The following is a 13,206-nucleotide window of genomic DNA, read 5'->3' as shown; positions in this document are numbered from 1 at the left end:
GGATAAATTGTCAAATTAACGTTAATTTACGCAAGTCATTGGTGTTCCTTATTTTGGAAAGTAGTATTATACTATTATTGTTCAATGATTCACAATAGAGACAAGGAGGAAAGAACCATGTATAAAGCAATTGTCGCAGCAAAAGGAAAAACAACAAAAATTGTTGAAAAAGAATCGCGTCCATTGAAAGATAATGAAGCGCGGTTGAAAATGGAAGTCTGTGGTGTCTGTCATACGGATTTACACGTTAAGAATGCAGATTTTGGCGATGTTAGCGGTTGTACCTTAGGTCACGAAGGAATTGGGATTGTGACGGAGGTTGGAAAAGACGTTACTAGTTTAAAAATTGGTGATCGTGCATCTGTTGCATGGTTTTATGAAGGCTGCGGGCATTGCGAATATTGTACTTCTGGTCGAGAAACGCTTTGTCGTTCAGTAAAAAATGCTGGATATACAGTTGATGGTGCCATGGCCGAAGAATGCATCGTCACAGACGGTTATGCAGTGAAAGTGCCAGAAAATTTAGCATCAGAGCCAGCTTCCTCTATTACTTGTGCAGGGGTAACAACCTACAAAGCGATAAAAGAATCTGGGATTCGTCCAGGTCAATGGCTAATGATTTCAGGATTAGGTGGGCTAGGTAATCTAGCTTTACAATATGCCAAGCATGTCTTTAATGCAAAAGTAGTAGCTGTTGATGTGAATGATGATCAGTTAGCTTTTGCGAAAGAAATGGGTGCTGATCTTTTAATTAATCCAGTTAAAGATCCTGATTTTGCTGCACAACTTCAAAAAGAAATTGGTGGTGTCCATGCAGCAGTAGTCACTGCGGTAGCTAAATCAGCATTTAATGGCGCAGTCGATGCAGTCCGTGCGGGAGGAACGGTTGTCGCTGTTGGATTGCCTGTTGAGACAATGGATTTATCTATTCCACGTCTTGTTCTTGATGGCATTCACGTAGTCGGATCGTTAGTTGGAACCCGTCAAGATTTAAGCGAAGCTTTCCAATTCGGTGCAGAAGGAAAAGTTGTTCCTGTTTGTCAAACACGCCAACCAGAAGAAATTAATGCTATTTTTGAAGAAATGGAACAAGGAAAAATTCGCGGGCGCATGGTCATTGATTTTCGCAGTTAATTTAGTTTTTTAGTGATTCGTTGATTTAATCTGAAAACCATGAAAGGATGGATGGAATGTTTGCGAATCTTACTCTCCGTGAGAGACGACTGCTTAAACAAGCACAAGTGGGAGCCACAATTAGCTTTATTCTTTTGTTTGTACCAATTCTGACAATCATTCTTTTGCATACCAGTGATTTATTAGCAAAATGGCTAGGTATAGTTGGGGTAATTTTGGTTTTACCATTGTTGTATTTTGCGTGGCAGATTTTAAAGATAGCCTATAAAGATCAAAAAGATAATCCAACGCCTCCTTTGTGGGTTCCGAAAGTTTATGGGATTGGGCTTTCGATCAATCCCTATCACCGGTTTGGAAAGTTAATTTTTATATTGCTAGCGGTACTGATAGTTGGCATCATCATTAGTTTGCTTTTCACACCAGCAAGTCAAATCAATCACTAAAAACAATTATTAAACACCCTCTTGCTGAGCAGGAGGGTGTTGATTATTTTTAAATAGACTAAATTTGAGTAACAGGTATTAGATTTTTGAAAAAGTCTTTCTTTTTCTGATGTGGATATTTTCGCAATAAAATCATCATTATAAGTGAATTAACAGGTTTATCAAGGGTTAATACTTGTTAATGGTGGCTGCTATAATTAACCGTTGACAAACACAAAAAAACCATCATACGATAATTATGTTATTAAAAAAGTGAAAAATTGGTAGTTAATAAATGAAAACGCATTCATCAGAAAATTGTGATTCTGTACTAAAATTTTTATATAAGATGAAAATGGATTGTTTTCATTTAATAATTTATTGAAAGGATGTGTTTATGAAGGGGTTACTGAAACTGACTTTCTAACAGTCTCAGTAAACTAAGAAAATCGTTATGACTTTTCATCTGGATAAAACTTTGTTGGGTTTTGGATTTTGTGAGTAATTGTGTCGGAACTATTCTATGGGGAGCAATTTTAAGGAGGAAAAAATGAACAAAGAGTATCAGGGTAAAAAAATTTACGGTAAAAAGCACTGGTTGACATTTTTATTAGTGAGTTCGTCTGTATTGGCGTTCCATTCGTTTGTTACGATGGATTCTCAAGTGGTTGATGCGCAAGAGCAAACAGCAAAAGAAGACGTAGCTGATTCAGCAACGTCAGTCGGAGCAATTGTGTCGATTGAAAAAGCGGAGAAAAACTTTGTCATTACGTATGCTTCTGGCAAAAAAGCACAAATTAGTATTTTAAACGACCATCTTTTTCGCTATCATCTAGATCCAACTGGTAAATTTGAAGAATATCCAACGCCAAATGATCCAAAGCATGTTGCGAAAATTACGGCTAAAACAATGGCCGACTATGGCACACAAGCCTTTGAGCAAACGAACGTCACAGATTCAGGAAACCAATTTATTCTAGAAAATAATGGTTTAAAAATTATGTTCGAAAAAGAAAGCGCTTTAATGAAGGTTCTAGACAAGAAAAAGAATCAAGTTATTTTAGAAGAAACCGCTCCGCTATCCTTTAAAAATGATAAAGCTACACAAACGTTAAAACAAAGTAGTCAAGAAAATTATTTTGGCGGAGGAACTCAAAATGGTCGATTTACGCATAAAGGAACAGCTATCCAGATTGTCAATACGAACAATTGGGTAGATGGCGGAGTAGCATCGCCTAACCCATTTTATTGGTCAACTGCAGGGTATGGCGTTGTTCGAAATACATGGAAACCTGGCAACTATGATTTTGGAAGTCATGATCCACAAACAACCACAACAACGCACGAAGGAACAGATTTTGATGCTTTTTATTTCTTTAATGATTCCTCAGCAGGTATTTTAAAAGATTACTATGAATTAACCGGGAAACCAGCTTTGATGCCAGAATACGGGTTCTATGAAGCGCATTTAAACGCGTATAATCGGGACTATTGGGTGAAAGTAGCAGAAGGAACCGCGGGAGCAGTTAAGTTTGAAGATGGTAATTTTTACAAAGAATACCAACCAGGCGATCTAGGAAACTTAAATGGCACGCTAGAATCTTTAAATGGAGAAAAAGAGAATTATCAATTTTCTGCACGCGCAGTTATTGATCGATATAAGAAAAACGATATGCCGTTAGGGTGGTTCTTGCCAAATGACGGCTACGGTGCTGGCTATGGCCAAACAGATTCATTGGACGGCGATGTACAAAACTTAAAAGAATTTACAGAGTATGCTCAAGCCAATGGTGTTGAAGTGGGGCTGTGGACTCAATCTAATCTCCATCCAGCGGATCCTAAAAATCCTAAAAAAGGAGAACGGGATATTGCGAAAGAAGTTAGTGTCGCTGGTGTTAAAGCTCTCAAAACTGACGTGGCGTGGGTCGGGTATGGGTATTCCTTTGGCTTAAATGGTGTAGAAGATGCTGCAAATGTTTTTGTAAAAGAAACAGACGGCGCAGTTCGTCCGATGATTGTCTCATTAGATGGGTGGGCCGGAACCCAACGGCACGCTGGTATCTGGACAGGCGATCAAACGGGTGGTCAATGGGAATATATTCGCTTCCATATTCCAACATATATCGGGACTTCGTTGTCTGGCCAACCAAATGTCGGTTCAGATATGGATGGAATTTTTGGTGGAAAAAATAAAGAGGTCAACATACGTGATTTCCAATGGAAAACTTTTACACCAGTGCAGCTAAATATGGACGGCTGGGGCTCCAATCCAAAAACGCCATTTGCTTTTGATCAAGAAGCCACAGATTTGAACCGAGCGTATCTAAAATTAAAATCAATGATGATGCCTTATAACTACAGTATTGCCAAGGAATCAGTTGATGGACTACCAATGGTACGGGCCATGGCTTTAGAATTTCCTAATGAAGGAACAGCATATACAAAAGATTCTCAATACCAATATATGTGGGGACCCAATTTACTCGTTGCCCCAATTTATAATGGCAATCAAGATGAGGCAGGAAATTCAATCCGTGATGGAATCTACTTACCAGATGAAAAACAAGTCTGGGTTGACTTATTTACAGGCGAAAAATATCAAGGTGGCCGTGTCTTAAATGGAGTAAAAACACCGCTGTGGAAGGTGCCCGTTTTCGTCAAAGATGGCAGTATTATCCCAATGACAAATCCAAACAACAATCCAAAGGAAATCCAACGGGATCAACGATCTTTCTTGATTTATCCAAATGGTGCCACTTCTTTTAATATGTATGAAGATGACGGAATTTCAACTAGTTATGAAGCTGGGCAATCAGCTACGACTAAAATAAATAGTCAAGGCCCTAAATCAAACGAAAAAGGGGATCTGACCGTTACTATCGAACCGACAAAAGGAAGTTACAAAGGCTTTGTTGATGAACGAAGCACCACGCTTGATTTGCTAGCTTCAGAAGCGCCCGAAAGCGTAACAGCAATGGTGGGGGGAACAGAAGTAACCTTGAAACAAGCAGCTAATAAAGAAGAATTTTTAGCTGGCGCAAATCTATATTATTTTGATAAAGAATTCCAAGTGAATCAGTATCTTTCTGAAGCTTCAGGAGAAAAACTGAACCAATCAGCGTTATCAGTAAAACTAGCGAAACAATCTGTGACCGCCAAAGATGTTCAAATAACTGTAAAAGGTTTCATTAATAAAGGAACGGTTGACGGAGGAAATACAACGGTCGATGACCAGTTAACTATTCCGGCAAATGTCGCAATCAATGAAGAAAAAACAACACCATCTTCTTTGACTCTTCAATGGGATCAAGTAACTGAGGCAACAAGCTATGAAGTAGAGCGTGACGGGACTGTTTTCGGAAATATTCAAACGAATACAGCAACATTTGATGGATTTTCCTTCCTAAGCGAACATACTTTTCGAGTTCGAGCTGTTGGAAAAAACGGGGTCTCTGAATGGAGTGAACCGATTAAAGGAAAAACACAAGATGATCCCTATAAAGAAACAATTAATCAAGTCAAAGCAACAAGTAATTTACCAGAACAACCAGGCGCAGAATTGAAGAAATTAACAGATAAAGACTTAAGTACAGGTTGGCATACGAACTGGTCAACCGGCATCGCTAATCCAAGTGATGGAAATTTCTTGTCTTTAAAATTTGATCTTGGTGCGGAGTATCAAATGGATAAAATTGAATACTTGCCAAGAGACAATGCCGGCAACGGAAATATTTTGCAGCTCCAGTATCGGACGTCGAAAGATGGAGCTAATTGGACAGAGTTTTCAGAACCTATTAACTGGAAGCAAGATGCTTTGACAAAAACCATTGAAACGAAGGACCAAGCGTATCGTTTTGTTGAAATGAAGGTATTAAAATCGGTGGGTAATTTTGGCTCTGGTCGTGAGATGCTCTTTTACAAACAACCAGGAACAGAAGGAATCTTACATGGAGACATTACTAACGATGGAACGATTGATGAAAATGATGCAATGAGTTATCGAAACTATACAGGCTTAGAATCGGTGGACAGTGACTTTAATGGCTATGTTGAAAAAGGTGATTTAAATAAAAATGGGGTAATTGATGCTTATGATATCAGTTATGTTTTACGACAATTAGATGGCGGGATTGAGATACCTGATGTCGAAGAAATTGCGGGCGGTTTATCCCTTGCTGTGGTTAATGAAAATGGCAAGGATACCTATCTTCCTGGCGATACATTAACCTTTACACTTAAAGGTCAAGACTTAAAAAACATTAATGCGTTAAGCACAAAAATGTCCTTTGATTCTAGCAAATTTGAACTTGTCGGTCAGCCTGCAACCACGAATAATACAAAACAAATGGAAAATTATTCTAAATATCGGAAACATTCAAATGATGTGGAGAATCTATATTTAGTTCTTAGTAATCAAGGAAATAAACAATTGTTAAACGGTTCAATGGACTTAGTTACCTTTAAAGTTAAATTAAAAGAAACAACTCGCGTAAAACGTGCGACAACTGTTGAGCAGCCATTACAATTTGATATGAGTCAAGGCTTATTAGTAGGCCAAGGATTCCAACAAGCCACACTTTCAGATTTTTCTGTAACAGTGAAGCCCACAGAGCTAGTAGATAAAGAGTTATTACAAGCGCTAATTACGCTAAATCAAGCACGTGTCGAAAAAGAATATACGCCTGAAACTTGGGCAATCTTTAAACCAATCTTAGATGAGGCAGTAGCTGTTCTAGCCAATGAACAAGCCACACAGACAGACGTTTCTGCTGCCGCGGAAAACCTAGAAAAGGCTGCAAGTCAGTTGGAAAAAATGCCTGATGTAGCGAATAAAGCTGATTTAGAAAAAGCAATTCAAGAGGGGCTGGCGAAAAAACCAAGTGATGGGCAAGAATTCACCGAAGAAACTAAAAAAGTTCTCGAAGAGTCATTAGCAGCAGCTCAAAAAGTATTTGCTCAAGAAAAAGTTACCCAAGAAGAAATAGACCAAGCGACTAAAACATTGCGTGAAGCAATTGCACAATTAAAAGAACACCCCGTCGCCGTTGATAAGGAAACCTTAAAAGAGCAAATCGCTCAAGCCCGAGGAAGAAAGCCGGAAGAAGGATACCAATTTACAAAAGAAACAGAAAAACAATTGCAAGAAGCAATTCAAGCGGCTGAAGCAATCGTAGCGAAAGAAACGGCGACAAAAGAAGAAGTCTCAGCGGCTCTAAACGCATTGGAAACTGCAATGGCTCAATTAAAAGAAGTACCCCTTGTAAATAAAGATCAATTACAAGAAGTAGTCAAACGAGCGTAGCAAGTCACTCCAAGTGAAGGGCACCAATTTACTGCCTCCTCGTTACAAGAGTTACAAAAAGCGCTTTCAGCAGCTAAAAACACATTGAAAAACCCAGCAGCTAATCAAAAAATGATTGAGGAAGCGGTTGCTGAATTAACTAGTGCCATCGATGGGTTACAAGAAGAAGTGTTAGTTACAGATAAAAAAGCCTTAGAGGCAATGATAGCCAAAGCAAAAGCAATCAAACCATCTGCCGGAAAAGAATTTACCAGCGAGTCTAAAGCGCGCTTAACTGAAGCAATTGACCAAGCGGAAGGGATTTTAGCTGATAAAAATGCTCGGCAAGAACAAATTGATACTGCTGAAAAAAATGTAAAAACTGCTTTGGATAGTTTAGAGGAACAAGTCCTTCAAACGGATAAAACAAAGTTGAAAGAACTGCTTCAAAAAGCAGAAACCTTGAAACCTAAAGCAGGAAAACAATTTACAAAAGCATCGCAAGAAGCTTTAGCTGAAGCAATTAAACAAGCAAAAGCACTTGTTGAGGACCCAAATGCGACGCAAGAAGCTGTGGACAAATGTTTAAGTGTTTTAGCACAAGCCATTGAAGCAATGGCAGAAGAGCCAATCAGTAGCAACTCTACAGGCAACAATGGAAATCATGGCACGGTTAGCGGGACTGGTAGCGTAACCAGCACAGGAAAGGGCACAGCAACAGGTGGAACGACAACGAAAACCAGCACTTCTGGCACTTTGCCAAAAGCAAATGAAGTTGTTTCGCCAATCTGGTCAATCAGTGGTTTTCTATTGATAGTAAGTATTGGTTTAGGAAAATTATTCTTCAAAAATAAAAAAGACCAAAATTAGCGTATCATTAACTTACAAGGCGCATTTGTACAAAAACAGTGTGCAAATGCGCAAGTAAGTAATAGGAGAGGATTTTTACGAATGAAAAGAAAGAAAATCAAGAATCAACTACTTGTTTTAACAAGTATTCTCGTTCTTCTGAGTTTGGAAGTCGCTCCAGTTGTTACGTTGGCTGCAGAATTACCAAGTAGCTCGCTACAAACAGCTCTGTCCTCGGAAACGACAATTACTTCGGAAGAAAAAGTAATTGAAACAACCAAAACAACCGAAACAACCGAAACAACTGTTGCTACATCTACAACGTCCACTAGTAGTTCGTCATCTGAATCAAGTAGTTTTACCGATACGACTACCGAATCAACGAGTCATTCAACGACAGAAACGACAACCACAAATACTAGTTCTGAAACAAAAAAAGAACCTACAGAGCCTACGGTATCATCAGAAATCACGCAGCCTGTTGAACAATCGCAACCACCACAAGTTCCTGTGACCAAGCAAGAACCTGAAGAACCTATTCAAGTTCCTGAAGCCACCAATAACGTTGTTGAAGAAAATCAGGCTGTATCGTTAAATCCGTCCCTCAAAGTAGATGAAATAGCTTCTTCAAATTTAAAAGGCTACGAACTTCCACTGTTGTCGTCTTTTGACGAACAGAAACGGGCAGTTGTGGTGGCTGAAGCATTAAGACACATTGGGAAAACAAAAAAAGAATTTAATTTGACGGAGCAAGCATTAACCAGTAGTTTCCTTGCCCAAAAAATTTACCAACAATTATTTAAAATAGACATTGGCAGTACGCCGCAAGAACAAATGACATTTGGTAAAGCTCGTTCTATAGAGGAGGCAGAACCTGGTGATCTGATTTTTTGGCAAACAGCTGAAGGAAAAACGCTTCAAAATGGTGTTTATCTTGGCCAAGGAAAATATTTAATTGCCGCAGCGGAAGCGGATTCTAAAGAGGAGCCAGAAGTAATTGGTCAGTTAGAGAATATCTATACTGCCAAACAACAACCAGACTCAAAAGAGGAGAAACGCTTGGTAGTGACTAATCCTTTTAAGGAGTTCACATTAACGGAGTATGGCAAAGAAGTTTTAGCAACATATGGTGCGTCATTTGAAATGCAGAAGTCAGAACAAACCACAGCGTTTATTAAAAAAATTGGTGAGACAGCCAGAGAACTTGGCGAAAAATACGATGTTTTTGCATCAGTGATGATAGCTCAGGCTATTTTAGAAAGTGGCTCTGGCGAAAGTCAACTAGCCAAAGAACCTTATTATAATCTCTTTGGCGTGAAAGGTTCGTTCCAAGGAAATAGTGTTAGCTTTTCAACAAAAGAGGCTGATCAGAGGGGCCAACTTTATACAATTTCCGCTGGGTTTCGCGATTACGGTGGCTATAATGACTCACTGCAAGATTATGTTCAATTACTCCGACAAGGGATTGACGGAAATCAAGATTTTTATAAACCAGCGTGGCGTTCGGAAGCCAAAAACTACCTTCAAGCAACGCGTTTTTTAACAGGTAAATATGCAACAGACAAGCAATACGATAATAAATTAAATTCGTTAATTGCGGTTTATAACTTAACGCAATTTGATTTACCAAAAACAGTGGACGGTTTGATTATCCAATCTAAAAATGAGCTGTCGGAAGCGGAACAGCAACAAATGCATTTTCCAGTCTATGATGGGATCAATTATAATCGGAGTGGTAGCTATCCCGTGGGCCAGTGTACGTGGTATGTCTATAATCGTTTCAAACAGTTGGGCACTTCTGTGGATGAATTTATGGGAAATGGCAGTGACTGGGGAAGAAAAGGACGTGCATTAGGCTATCAAGTTAGTTCATTGCCTAAAGCTGGTCGTGCGATTAGTTTCCAACCAGGAGTTGCTGGCGCAGATAATCAATATGGACATGTTGCTTTTGTTGAAGCGGTCACTTCTGATGGAATCATTATTTCTGAAAGCAATGTCATCAATGATCAAACGATTTCGTATCGTGTCTTACCTAATGTAATTGCTTATAGTAGTGGCGTGACCTACATTGGCGCTTAATCGACTCATTCAACAGGAAGAAGTGTGGATGTTTAAGTAAAAAATTAGCGCAATGATCCATGTGTGAACTAACAAATTAAAATAACCAGAATCGACCAATGAATTGATTTTGTCATGTATAAAATGACAAGAACAGTTTGGCGGTTGATTCTTTGTTTTTCATCAACGAAGAGACAATAGTCCTCATGATTCGTTAGAAAAAGATGAATAGTCCAAAGTACTCTTTCTTGATGCTTTGTTATTTTATGTTTTTGTTTGCAGGAAACTACTGAAATCGCTATACTAAATTTATGTGAATATACTAACAGACAATCAATTTTTTATCTCTTTTATTGTTGCATAAATTGATTGAACATTATAATCATTTGTCTTTTGTTGTGTAATTTTATATCTTCTTGAGAAAGGGATGAGTGAACAAATGGCTATTTATATATTAGAAGACCAAATTATTCAAGCAAAAGCGTTAGAAGCATTGGTAACAAATATCCTACATTCAAGAAATATTTATAATGAAACAATCCATTTATTTTCACGTTCAGATGAATTATTACAAGTGGCACACCAGGACGCCCAACTAAATATCTTTTTCCTAGATATTCAAATGAACAATCATATCCAGGCAGGATTTGAGGTTGCTAAAGAAATTAGAAAAACAGACAGTGAAAGTCTGATTGTATTTATTTCTACTCACACAGAATTAGTTTTAACTTCCTACAAATATATGGTTTCAGCTCTTCAATTTATTCAAAAGAACGTGGATTTTCTAGATTTCCAAAAAGAAGTTGAAACATGTGTCGACGCATATATTCAACAAAAAGAAAATATAAAGACAAAAAGTGAATATATTATCATTAACTTAAAAGCGTCTTCTATAAAAATGGATATTAATGATATTTATTTCTTTCAAACGGAATACGATCATCGTGTGTCAATGGTTGGTAAAAATTTTAAAAGAGAATTTTATGGAACGTTATCAAAAATTGAACAACTGCATCCAGATTTGATTAGAGTCCATCAATCAATCATCATTAATAAAAAATATGCGTCAAAATTAAATTATAAAACGCATCTTTTAACTATGAGAGACGGAACGGAAGTACCAGTCTCAAGAAGATATTATACTCAGGTTAAGGCGCTGTTTCTTACTTAGGGAGGGATAATGACTAATTAAGGAATTATCTATCTATTAGTCGCTATATTCGTTATAATTTAGTGCAATACTTGAAGAGGAGGGCGATATGCTAATCGATTGGATTCTAAAAAATATTATGGATATGGATCAGGAAGATCAATCAGGAAAAACACAATGGACAAAGTATTATCTAACCGTTTATTTTTCTGGCTTATTTAATTTTCTGATGATTCTGATTTTATCAGTTTTATTTGGGACGTTAAGCGAAACCTTTATTGTATACGTCGTACTGATTTTTTTACGGCCTGTCGCAGGTGGCTGGCATGCAAAAACTAAATGGCTCTGTCGTCTAGAAAGCATTGTTATCTATGTCGCCATACCATTTGTATTGAAAAATTCTTCTGTGAGCTTACCGTTTATTTATAAAATTCTATTGATGTGCCTCTTAGTTGTATTATTTTATTGGTATGCGCCACAAGGAACAGCAATCGAACCTGTTCAGCCATCTAATTTAAACGTGCTCAAAAAGCAAAGCCTTATAAGGGTGTGTTTACTTATTTTATGTAGTCTGTTTGTCAAAGAAAAGATTGCTTCAGTAATACTCTACGGTCTCGTCATCCAAGGTCTGATGATACTCCCGGTAACAAAAAATTTAATTGAAGGAAGTGTTTTTATGAAATTTGGTAAAAAAATAATTAAAAATATTATTGAAAAAAGAGTTGCAAAAGTTAGTGATGTTGTGGGAACTAAGCCTAGATTAAATCAAAATTCGCCCAATATATTTGGACAATGGATGGGACAAACTGAAAAACCTAAAAAGAATATTGAAAAATGATTTTGTCGTTATTAGCTACTAACGTTTTGCTGGCATCTAGCTTTATCGTTTTTGTCTTTTTACGAGTAACATTGATCAAGATTGAATGTAAAATACCGTTACTTTCATTGCTTATTGTCATTAATCTTTGTTCGTTTGCGGCATTAATGTTGGGCTACTCTTGGTTGATTTATGCGCTGACAGTCGTTATTTTTACAGGATTTTTACTCATTCACAAAAAGAGGTTCTCAATTTTTAAAGCGATATTTTTATCCGTTTTTACATTGCTTATGGTTTCGTTTATCAATTACACGGAGCAAACGATTTTAAGTGTTTTTTTTCAGCAGATTTATCAAAATAAATTATTATGGATTGCCTCAAATGTTCTTCTGTTGCTTATAAATATCTGGATTGCTTTAAAAATTCCCAATAGTGTTTTTTTAAGATTAAATCGTGTGTTAGAAAATAGCCGAATTTTTTTTGGTTGTTTACTTTTATTGTTGATTCTGTTGTTACTTTTTGTGTTTTTGATTTCGCCAGAGATTTCACCTGACTTTATGCGAGGATTTGTCACGGTAAATAGTTCTAAATTGGAGTTATTAATAAGTGTAGGTTTATTTTTAATTCTGATTGGCTTAGTCATTGAAGCTTATTTGGAAGAACAACGTATCAACATTCAATTATTGAATAATTTAACGATTTATACTGAAAAAATAGAATCCATTAACGAAGAGCTAGCGATGTTTCGTCATGACTATAAAAATTTATTGTATAGTTTACAAATTGCTATTTCATACGAAGATATTCTGGAAATCAAAAGAATTTATGAAGAAACGATTGCACCAACCAAAAAAATTATTGATAATGAAGAATTTGAACTTATGAAGTTAAATCGTTTGAAAAATATGGAACTTAAGGCACTCATAAGTATGAAAATTAATACCGCAAAGCAAGCAAAACTAAAAGTGATTGTTGATGTGCCAGAAGTATTTATTCTTGATACATCAATCGACTTAGTGGTTGTGATTCGTTTGTTGGCTATTCTATTAGATAACGCGATTGAAAACAGTGCAAAATCAGAATTGAAAATGTTCGCTATCTCAATTTTCAATAAAAATGAAACACAAGAGTTTGTGATAACAAATAGTGTCCAAGCCGAATTTGATTTTAGGGTTATGAAGAAAACCAAATTTAGTTCTAAAAGTAACCCAGAAGAACATGGTTGGGGGTTGTTATACGTAAAAGAAATTGTTGATTTTTCAGATCAATTTGATTTGCAAACGTCCTTCAATGAAGGAGCGGTCACTCAACATTTAATTATTGAAAAAAATCATAATAGTAAAAAAGTTGTTAACGAATGAATTTGTTAACAACTTTTTTGCTATGGTATTGAGATATGAGGGGCAATACAGGGAAAAATGTCGGCTGATTAAGGAATTTAGATAGTGCCGGTTAGGCAGTTGTCTATAATGAAAATAGCAACAAATATTTACGC

General features: G+C 36.9%; 6 protein-coding genes and 1 pseudogene. All 7 read left to right on the top strand.

All coding sequences use genetic code 11. The features are described 5' to 3' along the window. Positions 1-117 precede the first annotated feature (117 nt). The 7 genes and pseudogenes from adhP to fsrC all read left to right on the top strand — a co-directional run bounded on the left by adhP (position 118) and on the right by fsrC (position 13,072). A complete protein-coding gene (gene adhP / locus IGJ03_RS07385) occupies positions 118-1,134 on the top strand; it encodes an alcohol dehydrogenase AdhP (protein WP_010707468.1) in 1,017 nt (338 codons plus the stop codon). Between the two features lie 47 nt (positions 1,135-1,181). After that, the gene (locus IGJ03_RS07380; protein WP_202229516.1) at positions 1,182-1,577 is read left to right on the top strand and encodes a hypothetical protein; all 396 of its coding nucleotides are present in this window, start codon (positions 1,182-1,184) and stop codon (positions 1,575-1,577) included. Between the two features lie 502 nt (positions 1,578-2,079). Further along, positions 2,080-7,707, top strand: a pseudogene (locus IGJ03_RS07375) (TIM-barrel domain-containing protein). An 81-nt stretch (positions 7,708-7,788) separates the two neighbouring features. Further along, the gene (locus tag IGJ03_RS07370) at positions 7,789-9,765 is read left to right on the top strand and encodes an amidase domain-containing protein (RefSeq protein WP_202229520.1); all 1,977 of its coding nucleotides are present in this window, start codon (positions 7,789-7,791) and stop codon (positions 9,763-9,765) included. A gap of 418 nt (positions 9,766-10,183) precedes the next feature. Beyond that, positions 10,184-10,915, top strand: coding sequence for a response regulator transcription factor FsrA (gene fsrA, locus IGJ03_RS07365; protein ID WP_073340375.1), 732 nt, complete (start codon positions 10,184-10,186; stop codon positions 10,913-10,915). A gap of 88 nt (positions 10,916-11,003) precedes the next feature. Then, the gene (fsrB, locus tag IGJ03_RS07360) at positions 11,004-11,732 is read left to right on the top strand and encodes a quorum-sensing system protein FsrB (RefSeq protein ID WP_425135861.1); all 729 of its coding nucleotides are present in this window, start codon (positions 11,004-11,006) and stop codon (positions 11,730-11,732) included. Continuing rightward, a complete protein-coding gene (fsrC, locus tag IGJ03_RS07355; protein WP_109537943.1) occupies positions 11,729-13,072 on the top strand; it encodes a sensor histidine kinase FsrC in 1,344 nt (447 codons plus the stop codon). The genes fsrB and fsrC overlap by 4 nt, the downstream gene beginning before the upstream one ends. The last annotated feature ends 134 nt before the right edge of the window (positions 13,073-13,206 follow it).

The organism is Enterococcus sp. DIV1315a, from assembly GCF_051712325.1.
Classification (GTDB): domain Bacteria; phylum Bacillota; class Bacilli; order Lactobacillales; family Enterococcaceae; genus Enterococcus; species Enterococcus faecalis.
This window is presented reverse-complemented; position numbering and strand designations above follow the sequence as displayed.